Below are 19342 nucleotides of genomic sequence, written 5' to 3' on the forward strand. Positions count from 1 at the left end.
CGGAACCCCAGAAGACTGGTAGTTTTCGTAATCGCCATGCGAGCCCTTCTGATTCTTGGCCTGACCCTCGCCGCCGGCCCCGCCGCGGCCGCCGTCCCTTCTGGCTGCCAGGAGGACTACGCGACCTGCAAGGAGGACTGCTCCATCCAGTACGGAGGCAGTGGACGCACCATCAAGCAGCTCACGCACTGTCTGGCCGAATGTCAGGAGGGCGTGGGCCTGTGCGCGGACCGGCACTCGTCGCTGAAGGGCCTGCCCGCCGGCGTCGTGGCGGATCCGCCGAAGAGGCGGAAGGGGAAGAAGCTGACCCGCGAGGAGGACCCGTTCGGCGACGGTGATGCGCAGCCCTCGCGCAAGCGCAACAGCCGCGAAGAGGACCCGTTCGGGGATGAGAAGCCCTCGGGCCGGAGAGACGGCTACCGCGCGTCGGAGTCCTCCGCCGCGGCGGAGCCTTCGCGCCGCGCGCCGGAGCCTGTTCCTCCGCCGCCTCCGTCCTCCGGTGTCGCGGTGGAGGCCACGCGGACGGGCGTGTACCGGGCGAGTGAATCGGACCCACCTCCGTCCCCTACCCCCGCATCGGCCCCCGCCGACCCGACGTCCCTGGGCGACCTGGACTCTCCGGATGATGAGCCCGCGGTGATGGCGGCGCCAGAGCCCGCGCCCGCGCCGGCCGCGCCCGAGCCGGTGAAGCCTGCTCCGCCTGCTGTCTCCGCGAGCCCGGCGAAGAAGGACCCGCTGCTCGACGAAGACGTGTCCGACGCTCCGCCTCCGGTGGTGAAGAAGCCCGCGCCCAGCAAGTCCAGCAAGCCGCCGCTGCCGCCCGAGCCCAAGTACGACATCTCCGAGTGGGACCCGAACGGGGACTGAGGCGCGCTAGGCCGCTCCGGTTCCGCGCTCGACGTCCAGGATGGCCTGCCAGAGCGCGAACGGGGAAAGGATGCCCGCTTCCGCCAACTCGCGGTAGCGCTCGGCGTAGTCGTTCCAGACGCCGGCCCTGGCCACGACCTCCATGGACTCAGGCAGCACGTACGGACGGCGGCATGCGAAGAAGCGGTCGAAGGCGAAGTCGTAGATGCCTTGCCCGGTCGGCGCGGACAAAAGCCACAGCCGCTTTTCCACCTGAAGCAGGTCCTCACCCGGACGAAGCATGGACGCATTCTACGGCGTTCACCGCCGTCCACCCTGTCCAACCGGCGGCCCATCAAGGCCCGTCCTCATCGCGAGACTGAAGCACAGGGAGGCCCCAGCCCTGCTCCGGACATCAACGCGCCTTCCGGAACGTCAGGTTGATGCGATGCCCACCCACCTGCGGATGGTGGCCCGGCTTGAGCGGCGTGACGCCGTGGTAGCGCAGGCGGGCTGGCCCGCCCCAGACGACCACGTCGCCATGGCTCAACCGTACTCGCGCCGGCCTGTCCGCTCGCTCCGCGCCACCGAAGAGGAAGACCGCCGGGAGCCCCAGTGAAACGGAGACGATGGGCGCGGTGAAATCACGCTCGTCCTTGTCCTGGTGCAGCGACATCTTCGCACCGGGCTCGTAGCGATTCACCAGGCACGCATCAGGGATGAACCCTTCGAAGCCGGCCTTCGCGGCGGCCAACTGCGCGAGCCGCGGGAAGACCGCCGGCATCTGCGGCCAGGGCTGCCCCCGCACCGGGTCCACCGCGTCGTAGCGATACCCCGTCCGGTCCGTCACCCAGCCCCACGAACCGCAGCTCGTCATCGCCACCGACATGCGGAAGCCGCCCGGCGTCTCCATGTGGCGGAAGGGTGAAGCGAGCGCGACATCCTCGACCGCGCTCAGCAACTCCGCGTCGTGAGCCAGCACGAAGCCTCGAAGCACCATGGCACCCGGGCCCAGCGATTCCTCGCGAGGACCCGTGCCACCCAGGCCGTCGAACAAGTCCATCGTCATTCGCGCGCCTCAAGCCGCATCATGGAAGATGACGCCGACTGTGTGGCGCTGTCCCGAGCGGATGCGGCTGACGCCATGCCGGAGGTTGACGCGGTACACGCCTCGCGTGCCCTGCACCGGGCGGTGGTGGACGGCGAACACCACCGCGTCTCCCTGGCGCAGCGGAACCACTTCCGCCCGCGACTGCATGCGCGGACGCTGCTCGGAGAGGACGAACTCGCCTCCCGTGAAGTCCCGTCCGGGCTCTGACAACAGAATCGCCACCTGGAGCGGGAAGACATGCTCTCCATAGAGGTCCTGGTGCAGGCAGTTGTAGTCGTCCGTCTCGTACCGCAACAGCAGCGGCGTCGGCCGCACCTGCCCCGCCGCGTGGCAGCGTTCGAGGTACGCCCCATGCGCCTCCGGGTACCGCACCTCGATGCCCATGGCCGTGTTCCAGCGGTTCGCAATCGGCGCGAGCCGGGGGTACAGCGCCTCGCGCAGCCCGGTGACCACGTCCGGCAGCGGGTACTCGAAGTACTTGTACTCGCCCCGCCCGAAGCCGTGGCGCGCCATCACCACGCGGCCGCGGAACACGGCGTCTTCCGGATACAGCGCCGTCAGGGCATCACACTCGGCCGGCGTGACGAGCCGCTCCAACGTCGCGCAACCTCGCGCGTCCAACTCCTCCGAGACTCGTGCCCAGTCGACATCGGCCACCCGCTCCGGGACATGATTCACGGAACCTGCGGCGCTGGACGAACGGGCCTTTCGCGCCGTCACCTTCTGCGTGGACACGGTGTCTGCCTCCCTCCAGGAAACCTTGCGGCCATGACTGGACGCTAAAGGGCGAAGGCAGGCACGGCACTCCGAGTCTTGCTACCCGATGCGCGGCGAGGCCTGCGAAGGCGCGGGCGCCACGGCGGGCGACCGGACGTGCGCCGCCTGCGTCAGTCGCACGCCCAGGAGCACGAGCACGCCGCCCACCGCAATCTCCCAGTGCAGCGCCTCGTCCAGGATGGCCCAGGCGGCCAGCGCGGTCGCCGCGGGCTGGAGGTTGGAGAACACGGCCACCTTCGACGCCGGCACCCTCGACAGCGCGAAATACCAGAGCAGATACGCCACCACCGACGTGAGCAGGCTCAGGTAGACGATGGAGTAACGGGCCGCGGGGCTCGCCGCGAGCACCGCCTCCGGCTTCGCGAAGAACGGCGCCATCAGCAGCATCATGAACGTGGAGGCCACCATGCTCCACGACGTCGCGCGAATCGGTCCGTGGATGGCGACGAACGGCTTGCCCTCCGTCGTGTACACCACCCACGACATCACCGCGCCCAGGATGAGCAGGTCTCCCATCAACGAGCCGCTCGCATCCGCCAGCCCGCGCCCCAACAGCAACACCACCACGCCCGCGAACGCCGTGATGATGCCTCCCATCGCCCGGAGCGAGGCCCGCTCATGGCCCCGTCCCAGGCTGAGCAGGTACACGCCCAGCGGCGTCAGCGCGTAGAGCAGCGCCGCGTGCGCCGCCGTCGACTGGGACAGGCCATAGAAGAAGAACACCTGGTTCACCGGCCCCGCCAGCAGGCCCAGCAGCAGCACCCGCCCCCACTCGTTGCGCGGCGGCAGCCGGGGCCCGGGCAGGAAACACAGCAGCAGCACGAACACCGAGCCACTCAACACGAAACGCCACAACACCACCGTGAGCGGCGCCAGCTCCGCCATCGCGCGCTTGCCCGCCAGGTACGTTCCCGCGCTGATGAGGACCTGGAGGATGAGCCCGGCGTAGACAGGGCCCAATGACTGCGGAGAGGTGGACGTCAGGGGTCGAGCTGAAGGAGCGCCCATTGCGCGGCGGTACGTACCAATTCGCTCGAATCGCCGCTGAGCTTTTCCAGTAACGGTTTCGCGTCCGCCTGCTTCGCCACACCCAACGCATACACGGCGTTGCGGCGCAGCCCGTCGTAGCGTGCGCGCGCCAGCGCGGTGCCAGGTATTAGGTGCTCATACTGTTCCACGGTGAGTCCCGCGAGCTCGCGCACGCCCAACTCCGCCACCGCCCGGGGCGCGAAGCGCGGGTGCTCTGCGAACACCGGACGGCGGTTCAGCGGACACACCTGCTGGCAGATGTCGCAGCCGAAAATCAGGTTGTCGAACTTGAACCGGAACGCCTCCGGCACCTGCTGCTCGCGGTTCTCGATGGTCTGGTAGGACAGGCACGCGCGCGCGTCCACGCGCCCGTTGCCCACCAGCGCGCCCGTGGGGCAGGACATGAGGCAGCGGCGGCACGCACCACACCGGTCCGCCGCCGGGCCGTTGCCATAGTCGTCGACCTCGGCATCCACCACGAGCGTGGCCAGCAGCACCCACGAGCCATAGGGCTCGGTGATGAAGCAGCCATTCTTCCCCACGTAGCCGAGCCCCGCGCGCGCCGCCCACACCTTCTCCATCAGCGGGCCACTGTCCACGCCGCCGTAGGTGCCCAGCCCCGGGTACATCACGTTGAGCGCCTTGCGGAACGCCTTCATCCGGTCGCGCAGCGTGGAGTGGTAGTCGCGTCCGCGGGCATAACGCGCGATGGGGGAGTCCACCGTCTCCGCGTCGTCGCGCCAGTAGTTGTTCGCGAAGGAGATGACCGTCTTCGCGCCCGGCAGCAGGAGCGAGACGTCCAGCCGCTCGGCGGCCCGCTCGCCCATCCAGTCCATGTCCGCCGCGTAGCCCGCCGCCACCCACGACATCAGGAAGTCGGGTGGAATGGGCTCGGCGCGGGCGAACCCCACCAGGTCGAAGCCAACCGAGCTGGCGAGGTCACGCAGATGGGCGGTGGGCAGCACGTTCACGGGGCGCGTCCGACTACTTGGAGGGCTTCGCCGGAATCCACTTCACGTCTTCCACGCTCGCCCGGTGGTTGACCACGCGCGCCAGGACGAAGAGCAGGTCGGAGAGCCTGTTGAGATAGACGACCACCGCCTGCGGAATCTTCCCTTCGCGCAACAGCGGCACCGTGCGGCGCTCGGCGCGGCGGCAGACGGTACGCGCCAGGTGCAGTGCGCTCGCGGCCCGCGTGCCTCCAGGCAGGATGAAGTGGGTCATCTGCGGCAGCTCCGCCTCGAAGCCATCGATGGCGCGCTCCATGTCCTCGGCCCACTCAGGCTTCAGCTCGGGAATGTGCGCCGACGCCTTGGTGCCTTCGGGCGTGGCCAGCACCGCGCCCACCGTGAAGAGCTGGTCCTGGAGCCGGTGGAGCAGCGCGTCCACATCCGTGGGCCCCTCGAAGCTCCGCACAAGGCCGAGGGTCGCGTTCAGCTCGTCCACTTCCCCATACGCGTCCACACGCACGTCGTCCTTCGAGACGCGTCCGCCACCGAACAGACCGGTCTCTCCCGCATCACCCGTCTTCGTATAGAGTTTCATGCCCCGGCTTCTAACGGTGCGTGACGACTGGCGTCCATGAGAAGCCGCACCACGACGTACAGCCCTGTACGGAGTTCACCGCTGGCACGAGCCCCTTGTATCCAGGCGGGGCGCGATCGTACATGGCCCCATGCAGCCCTATCTGTCCCTGCTCGACCACGTCCTGCACCACGGGGTGAAGAAGGGCGACCGGACCGGCACGGGGACGCTCAGCGTCTTCGGACCCCAGCTCCGGTTCGACCTCACGCAAGGCTTCCCGCTCCTCACCACGAAGAAGGTGCACACGAAGTCCATCCTCCATGAGCTGCTGTGGATGCTCGCGGGGGACACCAACGTGCGCACGCTCCAGGCCCAGGGCGTCACCATCTGGGACGAATGGGCCAACGCCGACGGCAGCCTCGGCCCCGTGTACGGGCACCAGTGGCGCTCGTGGACGGCGCCCGATGGTGGGCACATCGACCAGATGAAGGCGCTGGTGGAGGGGCTGAAGAAGAACCCCGACTCGCGCCGCCACATCATCAGCGCGTGGAACGTGGCGGACCTGCCGTCCATGAAGCTGCCGCCCTGCCACGTCCTCTTCCAGTTCTACGTGGCCAACGGGCGGCTGTCCTGCCAGCTCTATCAGCGCAGCGCGGACCTCTTCCTGGGGCTGCCCTTCAACATCGCCTCGTACTCATTGCTGACGATGATGGTGGCGCAGGTGACGGGGCTGCAGGCGCACGAGTTCATCCACACCGTGGGTGACGCGCACCTGTACCTGAACCACGTCGAGCAGGCGAAGACGCAACTGTCGCGCGAGCCGCGCGCCCTGCCTCGCATGCGCATCAACCCCGAGGTGACGGACCTCTTCGCCTTCAAGTACGAGGACTTCACGCTCGAAGGCTACGACCCGCACCCCGCCATCAAGGCGCCCGTGGCCGTATGAAGCTGTCCGCCATCGTCGCCATGGCGGCGAACCGTGTCATCGGCGCCGGCAACCAGCTCCCGTGGCGGCTGCCTGCGGACCTCGCGCGCTTCAAGCGCATCACCATGGGCCACACCCTGGTGATGGGGCGCAAGACGTACGAGTCCATCGGCCGCCCGCTGCCGGGCCGCACCTTCATCGTCGTCACCCGCCAGCGTGACTTCGCGCCCCCGGGCGTCCAGGTGGCGCACTCCGTGGACGAAGCGCTCTCCGTGGCGGAAGCCAGCGGTGACTCGGAGGTCTTCATCGCCGGAGGCGCGGACCTCTACGCCCAGACGATGGACCGCGTGCGGCGCCTCTACCTCACGCGCATCGCCCGGGACTTCCCTGGCGACACCTGGTTTCCCGACGTGGACCTGTCGGGCTGGACATGCGTCGAAGAGGAAGCACATCCCGACGCCGAGCCACCCCATATCTTCCTCACCTACGAGCGCTGACGCACCCCTTCGCCCGGCGGCGTCTACATGCATGCCCGGGCGAGGGCGCGCGCCCACATTCCCTCCTTCAAACGTTAAGCGCACAATCCAGACCTCACCCGTCAGTCCCAAGGAGCTCCGGATGCACAAGACGTGGATGCGAGGACTTGGATTGGTTGCGGCGGCGGTGATGCTGGCCTGTGGTGGCCCCGTGGAGGAGGCCCCCGTGGACGAAACGGGCAGCGCCGAGCAGGAGCTGCGCCGGTGTGACCTGCAGGGGCGCTGTGCCGCCAACGAGGTCTGCGTGGGCGGCCCCGATGGCACCTGCTACCCGTGCAACCGCTTCCCGCAGTACTGCGACATCGTCATCGAGTAGCTCGAAGGCGAAGCACGAGGCGCCCGGCCATCCATCCGACCGGGGGCCTCCCGTCCTGATGCGTGGCACCTCCCGACGCCATGCACACCTCCACGGGATGCAGACCACCCTCCTCTCTCGTCCCATCGAAGTGCCGTGGCGGACCGCGGCCCTCTCCAGCGCCGCCGTACTCACGGCGTCCAACGTGGCCGCGCTCGTGGCCAGCCTCCGGCTTGCTCCCTTGCTGCGCTACCGGCTGAGGCCGCGGCCTCGGGCCCTGCCCGCCCTGGCCGTGGGAGCCACCGCGCTGGGAGCGCTCGCCATCGGCGCGCTCAGCATCGGCACCCTGGCCATCCGAGCGCTGTCCATTGGCAAGCTGCGGGGTGACGACTGGCAGGTGGACTCACTCCGCGTGGGCTCGCTCCAGGTCGTGGAGACGATTGGACCCACGGGCCTGTCCGACGTGGGCGCGACCTGATGTCGGCTGATTTTGAAGTTGCCTCGCAAGATTGAAAGGTCACCACCCCGCTGGTAGAGGGGGTGGCATGACTCGCGCCGCCTCGCTGCTGCTGTTCCTCCTGCTTGCCCTGCCTATCGCGTCCCGCGCGGACGACGGCGCCTCCGAGGAACGCACGTGGCACCGGCTCATCGGCATCCTCCAGTACCTGGAGGCGGACTATCCGCTCGCCATCGAGTCGCAGTCCGCGTTCGAGTTGGCGGAGCAGAAGAGCTTCGCGGCGGAGGCGGTGGACGCGGCGCGCGGCCTGGGTCCCGCCGCCGCGGCCTTCCTGCCGCGCGTACAGGACATCCAGGCCCGCGTGGACAAGGGCGAGGACCCTGACGGCGTCAGCCGCGACTGCGGTGAGCTGGTGGAGAACCTCGTCACGGCCGGAGGGTTGGCCCGCAGCCCACGCCGCCCGCCGGACCTGGCGCTGGGCCAGTCACTGTTCGCCACCAACTGCGCCGCGTGCCATGGCGCCGACGGCAGCGCGAACGTGGCCATCGCCGCCAACATGGAGCCGGCGCCCGCCAACTTCCAGGACGCGGAGCTGATGGAAGGCCTCACGCCGTACAAGGCATTCAACACCACCAGCTTTGGTGTGCCGGGCACCGCGATGCCGGCCTACCCCACCCTGTCCGAGGAGGAGCGCTGGTCGCTGGCCTTCTACGTCTTCACCATGCGCCTGCCCGAGTGCGAGGGCACGCCGCCGCGCGTCTCCCTGGAGCGGCTCGCCAACGCCACCGACGCGGACCTGGTGAAGGAGTTCGGCCAGGAGAACCTCGCCTGTCTGCGCCGGAAGATGCTGGACGCGGACGAGGAGCGCTCGCTGCTCGCCGCCCGGGAGAACGTGCAGCAGGCCATGCGCCTGGGCGCCGCGGGTGACATCGCGGGCGCGAAGGCGGCCCTGCTGGACGGCTACCTCAACGGCGTGGAGCCGGTGGAGCCCAAGCTCAGCGCGCGCGACTCGGCGCTGACGCTGAAAATCGAGCAGGGATTCCTCAAGGCCCGCATGGCGGCGGAGCGCGGCAGCCCGCACCTCCAGGACGAAGGCCGTGAGCTGCTGGCGCTGCTGGACCAGGCGCGGCGTGACTCGGGCACCACCGCGAGCCTGCTGTCCACGATGTGGCTGACGCTGCTCATCCTGCTGCGCGAGGGCTTCGAGGCGACCATCATCGTCGCGGCGCTGCTGGCCGCGCTGCGGAAGATGAAGGCCACCGAGCACGCCCGCGTGGTGCACTTCGGATGGGTTTCCGCGCTGATTGTCGGTGCGCTGTCCTACGTGCTCGGCCGCCACCTGCTGGCCGGTGCCCAGCGCGAGTGGATGGAAGGCATCGCCGCGCTCGTGGCGGTGGCCATGCTGCTGTACGCGGCGATGTGGCTCAACGCCCGCTCCAACATCAGCCAATTCATGGGCGAGCTGCGCGAGAAGATGCAGGGCGCGCTGGGCCGCGGCAGCATGCTGGGCCTGTTCCTCATCGCCTTCACCGCCGTGCTGCGCGAGAGCTTCGAGACGGCCATCTTCCTCCAGGGGCTCGCGCTGGACTCGCCGGAGGGCGTGGCCTGGGGCGCGCTCGCGGGCGCGGTGGCCATGGCGGTGATGGTCCTCTTCATCAACCGGCTGGGTTACCGCCTGCCGATGAAGACGCTCTTCAACGCATCCACCGTCATCCTGGTCCTCACCGCGGTGATGCTGCTGGGCAAGGGCCTGCACTCGCTGCAGGAAGTCGGTGCGCTGCCGCTCGAGCCCCTGCCCTTCCCCTTCATCACCGTGGACATGCTGGGCATCTATCCGGACGCGCTCTCGCTCGTTCCCCAGCTCCTGCTGGGCGGCATTCCTCTGGCCCTTGTCCTGCTCCGCCGAAAGGGCCGTGCCCAGCCTGTTTCCGAGGCCTCCGCGGGTTAGGGCGACGCGCGCCCGTCGTTGCGGTAGCGTGTCCCAGGTGAAGGTTTCGCGAGCGCACTCCATCGGGTTGGCCATGCTGGTCCTCTCCTCGGGCCAGAACGCCGCCTGGGCGCAGGAGCCCCCCGCGAGCGAGCCCGCCCGGGCGCCCGCCTCCGAGCTGACGCCGCCGCCCCTGGTTCCAGCCCCCGGCGGCTGGGACGCGCCGACGCGCCGCGATGAAGACGCCGGGGACGACTCCCGCCCGAGTCAGGAGACGGAAGGCACGACCTCCGTCAACGAACAGGCCCTTCCCAGCAAGGCCCACGCCCGCCCCGCGGACCCCGTGCCAAGGGTGGCGGTGGAGTTCCTGGCCGGCGCCGGTGGCGGCATCATCGCGGGCTCCGTGGGAATGCTCACCGGATTCATCGTGGGTGCGTCCACGGTGGGCTGCGACGAGTGCGGCATCGTCGCGGGCGTCGGTGGCATCACCGGCGTGGTGGTGGGAATCCCCGCTGGGACGTGGATGGGCGGCAAGCTCATGGGCGGCCAGGGCACCTTCCTCGCCACCGCGGGGGGCAGCCTCGTGGGCTGGGGTGGCGCGCTGATCGGCTCCGCGCTGCTGGGCATCGGAGACAACGAACCCGGCGGAGCGGTGTTCCTGCTGCTGCTTCCCGTGGTGGGCGCCGTCGCGGGCTATGAGCTGTCATCGCCGGGAGAAGAGCGCCCCGCGCTCACCCGCAAGGCCCCGAGCACGTTCCATGTGGTCCCCGTCGCCGGGATGGGCGAACGCGGGCCGCGCCTGGGCCTCGCCGGAAGATTCTGAGGCAAAGCCCCCCGGGCTGTTGCGATGACCGGTTGAAAGCGCCGCCCAAAACCCCCGACATTTCCAAACAGCACACCACGGGACTCGCACCCGACCCGCGCCGTCCGTTCAGCGCGAAACCCATCACGGAGGCGATGGCATCCGAGCCCGCGCCGTGCTCTCACTACGAGCATCAGCGCCCATGCTCTCCCATCCGAATCGCCCCATCCTGCTGACGCTCCTGCTGCCCGCCCTCGCGCTCGCCCAGCCAACGGATGACGCACCGCGGATGCCAGAGCCCGTGACGCCCGCGCGGCAACGGCCCGTGGTGGATCGGCCATCACCGGCCTCCAGGCCACCGGTCTCTCCCCAGTTGCATCCGTCCCAGGATGCGCCGTTTCCGCTGGGCGCGCGCCTCGTGGGCGAAACGGTGGGCGGCGCGCTGATTGGCGCCTCCAGCCTCGCGGTGACCTTCCTCGGAGGTGTCCTCGTGTCGGACCGGGTGTCCTGCGGCTACAGCGAGTGCCGCTCCGGGAGGAACCTCAGCCTCATCAGCGCTTCGATTGGGATGGGGCTCGGCGCGGCGTCAGGCGTGTACCTGGGAGGCTCGCTGATGGATGCACGCGGCGGATTCCTGCCCACGCTGCTGGGCGGACTGGTGGGAACGGCCGCGCCATTGACCGTCGTGGCGCTGTCGGACGAAGCGTCCTGGGCGGTCCTCACCGCCACCTTCGCCGTACCCGTGGCGACGTCCATCCTCGCGTTCGAGCTGCCCCATGGCGCCTACGAGCGGCGACGCCAGCAGGAGCGCCCCGTGGAGATGGTGCCCACGGTGAGCCTGGCCCCGGGAGGAGGGGCGCTCGGACTCGCCGGCCGCTTCTAGGCGCGGAAGTACTGGAGCGACTCCTCACGCACGAGGCCCTCCTCCACCAGCTTCTCCAGGGTGGCCAGCGCGCTGCGCTCCGCGATGGGGTGCATCAGCGGCGGCGTGTCCGCGTAGGCCAGGGACACCACCTGCGCCAGCGTGGCGCCGTTGGGTGGCACGGACTGGAGGATGAGCGCCTCCCGCGCCGCCCGGTGGTCCAGGTACTCCTGGAGCTTCGCGGGCCCGTCCGGAATCGGCGAGCCGTGCGCCGGGTACAGCGTGCTCACGGGCCAGTCCCGCAGCCGCGCGAGCTGAGACAGGTAGTCCCGCATGTGCCCTTCCGGCGGGTCGATGACGATGGTCCCCACGCCGGCCACCATGTCCCCCACCACCGCCGAGCGGCTGCGCTCGTCCACGAGGCACACGTGCCCCTGCGCATGCCCCGGCGTGTGCAACACGCGCCAGCGCTGCGGAACCGCACCCGCCAGCTCCAGCACGTCGCCATCCTCGAGCAACCGCTCCACGGGGAAGTCCAGCCGGTCCGCCGTGCGCGCATGGCACCACAGCGGGATGCCCAGGCGCTCCTTCACCGCGCGCGCGCCGCCCACGTGGTCACCGTGATGGTGGGTGAGCACCACCGCCACTGGCCGCAGCCCCTCCGCCTTCAGGCCGGACACCAGCGACAGCAGCTTCGCGTACTGCTTCACGTCCGCGGCGCCCGGGTCCACGATGAGCAGCTCGCCGTTGCCCAGCACATACGCGTTGGTATGCGCGGCCGGCGGCAGCGTGGGCGTCTCCAGCGCCACCACGCGCACGCCCTGCTGGAATTCGATGCGCTGCGAGACGTAACCCGGGCAGAACGGAGGCGTCGCCAGGCGCGCCAGGACGTCGGACGCATCCGTGAAGGCGCCCAGCACCTGGAAGGCATGCACCGCGGGCGGGTGCAGCAGCGCCGTGCCATCTCCCCACCGCGCCAGGGCATCAGCGGGCTTCACCCAGGCGCCCTCCGCGAGCTCGCCGGGCCACCACTCCGCGCGCGCGTGGGCGGGCATCTCCACCAGGTAGAAGCGCGTATCGAAGCGCACGGGCAACGACGGCGGCGTCACCCACCGGCCCGCGGCCCGGAAGTCATCCGCGTTCAGCGACAACCCCTCCGCCTTCAACAAAGCGCCCCACCCCAGCGTCCCGTCCAGGAGCGCCTTGCGCAGCGACTCCACCTTCGCGGCGGACAGCGCCTCGGCGCCGCTGGCCACTAGTACACCCGTCTCCTCGAAGAGCTCGCGCGCCGCGGCCGAGCGCAGCGCCGCCTCCTCCCCGCTGGCGCCCGCCACCGGAACGTCCGCGTCCGCCACGTCCAGCTTGCCTCCGGGAAAGGCATAGAAGCCGCCCGCGAAGCGAAGCGCCTTGCCGCGCTTCACCCAGAAGACCTCCACGCCCTCCCCCGCGCGCCGGTACAGCAGCGCCACGGAAGAAGGGCGGGCCTCCACCGGACTGTGGGTCAGCAGGTCCAGGCCCAGGCCCAGACTGGGAAGACGCTCGCTCATGATTCCACCGCCTGGCCAAGTACCCGGCCCATCAACGCATGTGCCTTGTCCGCCTGGTCTGGCCGGACGTACAGCCGGACGAGCCGCACCGCGCCACTGTAGCGTTGGTACAGCGGCGTGTAGCGCGCCACCTCGGTCAGCCGGCCGGTGGAGGCGTCGATGATGTACAGGCTCGGCCCACGGCCAGACGGCCCGGAGGTGTACTTGCTGAGCACGTTCTGGGACTCGACGACGTAGTGGTCGAACTTGTGGGACACCAGCGCGCTGCGCAGCACGTCCAGGTCGTAGCCCGTGTCCCGCTCCGTGAACTGCGCCAGCAGCTTGTAGCCCTGCCGCCGGCTGATGCGCTGGGCCCACGGATTCTTGGAGCGGCGCAGCGTGTACCAGAGCGCCGAATCGTCACAGAGCAGGAACTCTTCCGGATCCGAAGGAATCTCGAACTCGCCGGGCGACTCCTCGTAGTAGCGCCGCAGCATGTAGTCGAAGTTCACCGAGGTGTGGTGCAGGTACACCGACACGAACATGTGATAGCGGCTGAGGAGGAAGTCCTCGAAGGCGAAGGCCGCCGCCCGGCTGAGGGCGAGGTAGGCCCGCCCGTCCTTCATCGCGGGATTGAGGTTGCTGACAATCCAATCCATGTCGTACCGGCCATAGTTGACTCCTGTGTAGAAGGAGTCGCGCAGCAGGTAGTCCATGCGGTCCGCGTCCAGCTCGCCGGAGACGATGGCGCGTAGCAGCGGCGTCCAGTCCACGCCCTGGTGCGTGAAGCCCGGGTCCTTCGGCGGCTTCGCTCCCGACACCAGCGCCACCGCCGCCATGGGCGTAATCCCCATGCCGCCGAAGTGCTTCTCGATGATGGGCGTCAGCGAGCTGTCGAGGAGGATTTTCGCCGTGTAGTCCTCGTGCGTGGCCAGCTCGCCCTCCGCGGTGCCGTCCAGCCAGGATGGCAGGCGCAGGAGCGAGCGCTTCGGAGCGATGCGCTCCGAGGCATGCGACAGCGGCATGTGCCCCAGGTCATGGCAGAGGACCGCCAGACGCACCGCCGCGCAGAAGCGCTCCCGCACGTCCTCCGGCAGCGATGAGCGAGCAGCCACCGCGCCGAACACGCGCGAGGCGACATGCATGGCGCCCAGGGAATGGATGTGGCGCGTGTGCGTGGCCCCGGGAAAGGCTAGGTCCCCGAAGCCAAGCTGTCGGACATATCGCAGCCGCTGGTAGTGCCGGCTGTCGATGACGGCCTTCTCGGGGTCGCTGACCGGGATGGTGCCGTGGATGGGGTCACGGATGCGCATGATTCCCTTTCCATACTCCTGGATACCCCCTCGGGAGGTCATCAAACGTACCGCGAACCTTTCCGGGGGGCAGCCGACCTCGCGTGTGGACTGTGATGGAGGCAGGGGACGTGGTAACCCTCCCGCACCACCGAATGCACATCATCCTGCTGCACAACCGCGACCACGACCTCCTCGAGGACGACCCTGGGCGGGAGGCCCGGGAGGATGTGGTCCGTGTCGTCTCCTCCATGGCGGACGCCCTCAACCGGGGCGATACCCTGGTCGAACCGCTCGCCATCGAAGGTGACCGGTTCGACTTCGTGGACACCCTGCGCCGGCGCCAGCCGGACCTGGTCGTCAACCTCTGCGAATCGTTGGCGGCCGACAGCCGGGGCGAGATGGCCGTCCCCTGCCTGCTGGACGCGCTGGGGCTGGCCTACACGGGCTCGAGCGCGCTGTCCCTGGGCCTGGCGCTGCACAAGCCCAAGGCGAAGGAAGTCCTCGCCGCGCGCGGCGTGTCCACCCCGCCCTTCCGCGTGGTGGAGCGACTGGAGGATGCGCTGGCGGTGGACCTGCCCTGGCCGCTCATCGTCAAGCCCGCGCGCGAAGACGCCAGCATGGGCGTGACGTCGGAGTCCGTGGTGCACGAGCGCGCCGCGCTGGTCCGCGCCTGTGACGCGGTGCTCCGCGAGTTTCATCAGCCGGCCCTGGTGGAGCAGTTCATCCCCGGGCGGGAAATCTATGTGCCGCTACTCGGCAACCGGCCGCGCCAGGCGCTGCCCCTGACGGAAATCGTCTTCGGTCGTACGTTCGAGGACAGACCCAACATCGTCTCCTACAACGCCAAGTGGGAGGCGGCGTCGGCGGAGTATCGGGACACCACCAGCGGATTGTGCCGGCTGGACGCGAACCTGGAGTCCCGTTGCGTGCAGGTTGCGCTGGAAGCCTTTGCAGCACTGGACTGTCAGGACTATGGACGGGTCGACCTCCGGGTATCCCCGGAGGGCGTGCCCTACGTCATCGACATCAACCCCAACTGCGACCTTCATCCGAGCGCGGGGTTCGCCAAGGCCGCCCTGGCCGCCGGAATGGACTATCCGGCCCTGGCGTCCCGGCTCGTGGAGGTCGCGCTCGAGAGAGCACATGGACATCCGTCCCATCGAAGAAAAGGATCGGGCGCCAATCGCCGCCCTGATTCGAAAGATCGAAACCTTCTCGCCGCAGGAGGTTGAGGTCGCCATCGAGCTGGCGAACACCACGCTCACGCCGGGCAACACGGACTACGCCATCATCGTCGCGGACCGCGGCGGCGAGCTCGTGGGCTACGTCTGCTACGGCCCCACGCCGATGACGGAGGACACCTATGACTTGTACTGGATTGCGTCCGCACCGGAAGTTCGCGGTCAGGGCGTAGGCGCGGCGCTGGTCTCCGCCATGGAGGGCGACCTGCGCCGCCGCAACGGACGCCTCATCCGCGTGGAGACGAGCGCCACCGAGGCCTACGGCCCCACGCGCGGCTTCTACGCCTCCATGAAGTACGGCGAGGAGGCCCGCATCCGGGACTTCTACAAGGTGGGGGACGACCTCATCATCCTCACCAAGCGGCTGTAGTCCCCGCGCCGCCAGGCCGGGCGGGTGAAGACAACGGCCCCTTCCCTCGTTAGAAGGGGCACGATGACTCGCACGCACCGACCGACCTTGCTGGCCCTCGTGCCCCTGTGCGCCCTGCTGGTGGGCGCACCGTCCGCGCTCGCGAGGGCGCCCGCCCCGGCGGCCAAGGCCGCTGCCACCCAGGCTCCCGTCTCCGACGTGGTGAAGGCCGCCCGGCCCAAGGGCGGCGAGTACTTCGGCCTGTACCTCATGGACAAGAAGGTCGGCTGGCTCTTCACCGACCTGGAAGTCCTGCCGGGCCAGCCCGCACGGGTGAAGACGACCAACCAGCTCGTCTTCAAGGCCATGGTGGGCTCGCGCGTGTCGGAGCGCATGCATGACGAGGAGCGCATCTACGAGGCGAAGCCCAGTGGGCGCCTGCTGTCCTTCGTCGTGAAGCAGACGGGTGATGGCGGCACGCAGACGCTGGAGGGCACGGCCACCGCGAACGGCTTCCAGGTGGTGCGCAAGCGCCCGGGCCGCCCCGACGAGACGCTGCCCAAGCTGCCGCCGACGAAGGAGCGAGTGGAGGACGCCGACCCGCCGCGTGTGGCGCTGCTGCGCAAGGCGAAGGTGACGGGCTTCTCGTTGGATGGAATGGACCTGGAGTCCTACGGCCTCTCCACCACCGTGGAGCCCGAGGAGCAGCGGACCATCAACGGCGTGCAGGTGAAGCTGGGCAAGGCCGTCACCGTGTCGGAGAAGGAGAAGGTCCCCGTCGTCTCGTACATCACCCAGCGCGGGGAGATGGTGCTGGTGGACTACGGCACGACGATGCAGGCCCGGAAGGAGACGGAGGCCGTCGCGAAGCGGCTGGACCTGGTGGAAGTCTTCGGCCTCACCCGCGTGGTGCTGCCCAAGCCGCTGCCCGAGTCCGCGCGCACCGTGCCCGGCAACGTCACGCTGGTGGTGCAGGGCCTGCCCGCGAAGTTCCAGGAGCAGACGTACCGCCAGCAGTTCAAGCCGCAGCCGGACGGCAGCGTGGAAGTGACGCTGTCCGCCGCCGCGCCCAAGGCGCGCAAGCCCCTGCCGCTGAAGGACCCGGAGGGCGGAGAGAATCTCAAGTCCACCCTCGTCGTGGAGAGCGAAGCGCCGGCCATCCGCGAGCTGGCGAAGCAGCTTGTGGGGACGGAGAAGGACGCGTACCGCATCGCCCAGAAGGTGAACACCTGGGTGTACTCCAACCTGGAGAAGGACTACGGCGCCAGCGCGGACCGGGCCACGGACGTGCTGAGCCAGAAGAAGGGCGACTGCACGGAGCACTCGCTCCTGTCGGTGGCGCTGCTGCGCGCGGCGGGAGTGCCCGCCCGGCGCGTGGACGGCGTCATCTACATGGTGAACCAGGACGGCGTGCCCGCCCTCTACTGGCACGAATGGGTGGAGGCCTTCGTGGGCGAGTGGACCCAACTGGACCCCACCTTCAACCAGGTGGTGGCGGACGCGACCCACTTCGCCTTCGGCAAGGAAGGCAACGCCGAAATCACGCCGCTCATCGGCGCGCTGAAGGTGACGGCCGTCAAGTAACGCAGGCCGCGCCGGCCCCTGCTCAGGGGCCGGTGAGCGCCGCCAGCCGCTGGGCCAACACGTCCGGCTCGGTGACGGGCAGCTCGCAGACGAAGCCCCGGCACAGGTAGGCGGCGGCCCGTCCCTTCACGGGCTCACGTCCTTCGAAAGTCCCTTGCAGCAACGCAGGCACGGGCTGCCCGGGTGCCTTCCAGGCCAGCGCCACCGTGGGCGCGAAGGCACGGTCCATGGCGGCCCGCAGCGGCGCCACGTCGTCGGACGCGCCCGCGACGGTGACGGACGCCGCGCCCTCCAGCAGCGCATCCGCCGCCAGGCCCAGGTAGCCGTAGCCCATGGCGTTTCGCACGAGCCCGTCGTGCATCCGCGCCACGTAGCGCTCCGGCAGCTCCAGGTGCTGCTTGTCACCCGTGAGCGCCGCCAGCTCCACCTGCGCCTCCGTCAGCGTGGAGGCGCCGGACGGGAAGGCGTTGTCGAAGAGGCCATACGTCGCCACCACCAGGTCCTTCTGTCCCCGGGGCGCGGTGAGGTACGCCGCCTTCTCCGAATCCCAGAAGAGGTCCACGGCCCGGCGCACCAGCGCGTCCGCCGCCTCCAGGTACTTCACGTCGAAGGTGGCCTGGTAGAGCGCGGTGAGGCCCGAGGCCAGGTCGCCGTAGTCTTCCAGGAAGCCGTCGATGCGCGCCTGTCCCTCCTGGTACGAGCGCGCCAGCCGCGTCCCGTCCCACGCCTTCTCCAGCACGAAGTCCGCGGCGTCCGCCGCCCACTTCGCCCACTCCGGCTTGCCGAAGACACGTGAGGCCAACGCGAGCCCGCGAATCATGAGCCCGTTCCATCCCGACAGCAGCTTGTCATCCCGGCCCGGCTTCACCCGCCGCTCCCGCACGTCGAAGAGCGTCTGCTTCGCCGCGGCCAGCTCGCGCTCCACGGCGTCTTCGGAGACGCCGCGCTCCCGCGCCAGCTCCGACACGGGCACCACCACCTCCAGCACCGTGGCGCCGTGCTCGAAGTTGCCGCCGGGCTTGATGCCGAAGTGGCGCAGCACCAGCTCCGCCTGCCCTTCCGGCAAGGCCGCGCGGACCTCCTCCGGGCGCCAGACGAAGAACTTCCCCTCCTCGCCCTCGCTGTCAGCGTCTTGCGCCGCGTAGAAGCCGCCACCCACGTCGGTCATCTCGCGGCGCACGTAGGCCACCGTCTCCTCCACCACCTTGCGCCACAGCGGGCGCGGCTCCACCTGCTGCGCCTGCGCGTAGAGGTGCAGGAGCTGCGCGTTGTCGTAGAGCATCTTCTCGAAGTGGGGCACCAGCCAGCGCTCGTCCACCGAGTACCGGTGGAAGCCGCCTCCCAGCTGGTCATAGATGCCGCCCAGGGCCATGCGCTCCAACGTCAGGAACACCGCGTCCTTCAACGGCGCGCCCCCGCCTCTTCGCCATGCGCGCAGCATCAGCGCGAAGTTCATCGGGTTGGGGAACTTGGGCGCGCCGCCGAAGCCTCCGTGGACCGCGTCCACCTGCTTCGCCATGCGCTGGCCCATGCCCACCACGTCCGCCGCCGTCAGCACGGCGGGCGCGGCCTCCAGCCCGTAGGTGGCCAGCTCCCCGAGCCCCTCCTCGAACTGGGCCGACTGCCGCTGCACCTCGTCCTGCTTGTTCTCCCACGCGTCCCGCAGCGCCATCAGCAGCCGGGGGAAGCCCGGGCGGCCATAGCGGTCCTGCGGCGGGAAGTAGGTGCCGCCGTAGAAGGGCTTCAGGTCTGGCGTGAGGAACACCGTGAGCGGCCAGCCGCCCCCCTGCCCCATGAGCTGCACCACGCCTTGATAAATCTGGTCCAGGTCTGGCCGCTCCTCGCGGTCCACCTTGATGTTGATGAAACCCTCGTTCATCAGCCGGGCCGTCTCGGGTGACTCGAACGACTCGTGCGCCATGACGTGGCACCAGTGACAGGCGGAGTAGCCCACGGACAGCAGGATGGGCTTGTTCTCCGCCTTCGCCTTCGCGAGCGCCTCTTCCCCCCAGGGAAACCAGTCCACGGGGTTGTGTGCGTGTTGGCGCAGATACGGAGAGGGTTCCCGGGCCAGACGATTGGAAGTGTCAGCTGACGGAGGGGGCGTGGCCATCGGGACTCCAGGAAGAGGAATTGCTGTCGAGATACGAACCTGCGTGAGGGCGGGCAAGCCGAAAGCACTGGAGGGATGGTGGTCAACAGAGGGGCGGACGGAGTAGGTCGCCACCGTGTCTCCGCCGTCTCCCGCCGTCCAAC

Annotated in this window: 20 protein-coding genes; 11 read left to right on the forward strand and 9 right to left on the reverse strand. The window is 69.4% G+C overall.

Annotated elements, in window-relative coordinates; translation table 11 throughout:
* The first annotated feature begins 36 nt into the window (after positions 1–36).
* Complete coding sequence (locus OZ403_RS31210) at positions 37–867, forward strand: hypothetical protein (RefSeq protein ID WP_140856818.1); 831 nt, start codon at positions 37–39, stop codon at positions 865–867.
* Positions 868–873: 6 nt separating this feature from the next.
* On the opposite strand, the gene OZ403_RS31215 is transcribed toward OZ403_RS31210, so the two are convergent.
* From OZ403_RS31215 to OZ403_RS31240, 6 genes are all read right to left on the reverse strand, one after another.
* Complete coding sequence (locus OZ403_RS31215; protein ID WP_268782457.1) at positions 874–1149, reverse strand: hypothetical protein; 276 nt, start codon at positions 1147–1149, stop codon at positions 874–876.
* 112 nt (positions 1150–1261) lie between these two features.
* Entirely contained in the window at positions 1262–1915 is a 654-nt protein-coding gene (gene alkB, locus OZ403_RS31220) for a DNA oxidative demethylase AlkB (RefSeq protein WP_268782458.1), read from the reverse strand.
* A 9-nt stretch (positions 1916–1924) separates the two neighbouring features.
* Complete coding sequence (locus OZ403_RS31225) at positions 1925–2692, reverse strand: 2OG-Fe(II) oxygenase (RefSeq protein WP_268782459.1); 768 nt, start codon at positions 2690–2692, stop codon at positions 1925–1927.
* Positions 2693–2773: 81 nt separating this feature from the next.
* Positions 2774–3742 (reverse strand): DMT family transporter, encoded by a 969-nt coding sequence (locus tag OZ403_RS31230; RefSeq protein WP_140856823.1) that lies wholly within the window; start codon positions 3740–3742, stop codon positions 2774–2776.
* Positions 3715–4734 carry a tRNA epoxyqueuosine(34) reductase QueG gene (gene queG, locus OZ403_RS31235; RefSeq protein WP_268782460.1) on the reverse strand — a complete coding sequence of 340 codons (1020 nt, stop codon included), beginning with the start codon at positions 4732–4734 and terminating at the stop codon, positions 3715–3717. Before queG ends, OZ403_RS31230 begins: the two co-directional genes overlap by 28 nt.
* A gap of 13 nt (positions 4735–4747) precedes the next feature.
* Positions 4748–5308 (reverse strand): cob(I)yrinic acid a,c-diamide adenosyltransferase, encoded by a 561-nt coding sequence (locus OZ403_RS31240; RefSeq protein ID WP_140794933.1) that lies wholly within the window; start codon positions 5306–5308, stop codon positions 4748–4750.
* A 130-nt stretch (positions 5309–5438) separates the two neighbouring features.
* Between OZ403_RS31240 and OZ403_RS31245 the strand changes: the two genes are divergently transcribed.
* From OZ403_RS31245 to OZ403_RS31275, 7 genes are all read left to right on the forward strand, one after another.
* Positions 5439–6233: a thymidylate synthase gene (locus OZ403_RS31245; RefSeq protein WP_268782461.1), complete on the forward strand. Its 795-nt coding sequence runs from the start codon at positions 5439–5441 to the stop codon at positions 6231–6233.
* Positions 6230–6709 carry a dihydrofolate reductase gene (locus OZ403_RS31250; RefSeq protein WP_140877029.1) on the forward strand — a complete coding sequence of 160 codons (480 nt, stop codon included), beginning with the start codon at positions 6230–6232 and terminating at the stop codon, positions 6707–6709. The genes OZ403_RS31245 and OZ403_RS31250 overlap by 4 nt, the downstream gene beginning before the upstream one ends.
* Before the next feature lie 121 nt (positions 6710–6830).
* A complete protein-coding gene (locus tag OZ403_RS31255) occupies positions 6831–7064 on the forward strand; it encodes a hypothetical protein (protein ID WP_268782462.1) in 234 nt (77 codons plus the stop codon).
* Between the two features lie 97 nt (positions 7065–7161).
* Positions 7162–7521 (forward strand): hypothetical protein, encoded by a 360-nt coding sequence (locus tag OZ403_RS31260; protein WP_140856835.1) that lies wholly within the window; start codon positions 7162–7164, stop codon positions 7519–7521.
* Positions 7522–7588: 67 nt separating this feature from the next.
* Positions 7589–9448 carry a cytochrome c/FTR1 family iron permease gene (locus tag OZ403_RS31265; protein WP_268782463.1) on the forward strand — a complete coding sequence of 620 codons (1860 nt, stop codon included), beginning with the start codon at positions 7589–7591 and terminating at the stop codon, positions 9446–9448.
* Positions 9449–9485: 37 nt separating this feature from the next.
* Positions 9486–10250, forward strand: coding sequence for a GlsB/YeaQ/YmgE family stress response membrane protein (locus tag OZ403_RS31270; RefSeq protein ID WP_268782464.1), 765 nt, complete (start codon positions 9486–9488; stop codon positions 10248–10250).
* Between the two features lie 181 nt (positions 10251–10431).
* Positions 10432–11112: a hypothetical protein gene (locus OZ403_RS31275; RefSeq protein WP_268782465.1), complete on the forward strand. Its 681-nt coding sequence runs from the start codon at positions 10432–10434 to the stop codon at positions 11110–11112.
* Here OZ403_RS31275 and OZ403_RS31280 read toward each other — a convergent pair.
* Positions 11109–12638 (reverse strand): MBL fold metallo-hydrolase, encoded by a 1530-nt coding sequence (locus OZ403_RS31280; RefSeq protein WP_268782466.1) that lies wholly within the window; start codon positions 12636–12638, stop codon positions 11109–11111. The genes OZ403_RS31275 and OZ403_RS31280 overlap by 4 nt on opposite strands.
* Complete coding sequence (locus OZ403_RS31285) at positions 12635–13930, reverse strand: HD domain-containing protein (protein WP_140794942.1); 1296 nt, start codon at positions 13928–13930, stop codon at positions 12635–12637. Before OZ403_RS31285 ends, OZ403_RS31280 begins: the two co-directional genes overlap by 4 nt.
* Positions 13931–14064: 134 nt before the next feature.
* Here OZ403_RS31285 and OZ403_RS31290 point away from each other — a divergent pair, with 134 nt between their 5' ends.
* The 3 genes from OZ403_RS31290 to OZ403_RS31300 all read left to right on the forward strand — a co-directional run bounded on the left by OZ403_RS31290 (position 14065) and on the right by OZ403_RS31300 (position 17086).
* Positions 14065–15144 carry a D-alanine--D-alanine ligase family protein gene (locus OZ403_RS31290; protein WP_140796660.1) on the forward strand — a complete coding sequence of 360 codons (1080 nt, stop codon included), beginning with the start codon at positions 14065–14067 and terminating at the stop codon, positions 15142–15144.
* Entirely contained in the window at positions 15056–15523 is a 468-nt protein-coding gene (locus OZ403_RS31295) for a GNAT family N-acetyltransferase (protein WP_140794943.1), read from the forward strand. The genes OZ403_RS31290 and OZ403_RS31295 overlap by 89 nt, the downstream gene beginning before the upstream one ends.
* Before the next feature lie 63 nt (positions 15524–15586).
* Positions 15587–17086: a transglutaminase-like domain-containing protein gene (locus OZ403_RS31300; RefSeq protein ID WP_268782467.1), complete on the forward strand. Its 1500-nt coding sequence runs from the start codon at positions 15587–15589 to the stop codon at positions 17084–17086.
* Between the two features lie 22 nt (positions 17087–17108).
* Here OZ403_RS31300 and OZ403_RS31305 read toward each other — a convergent pair whose 3' ends face one another.
* Complete coding sequence (locus OZ403_RS31305) at positions 17109–19199, reverse strand: thioredoxin domain-containing protein (RefSeq protein ID WP_140799773.1); 2091 nt, start codon at positions 19197–19199, stop codon at positions 17109–17111.
* Positions 19200–19342: the final 143 nt, after the last annotated feature.

The sequence above is a fragment of the Myxococcus sp. NMCA1 genome, assembly GCF_026810205.1.
Taxonomy (GTDB): Bacteria; Myxococcota; Myxococcia; order Myxococcales; family Myxococcaceae; genus Myxococcus; species Myxococcus xanthus_A.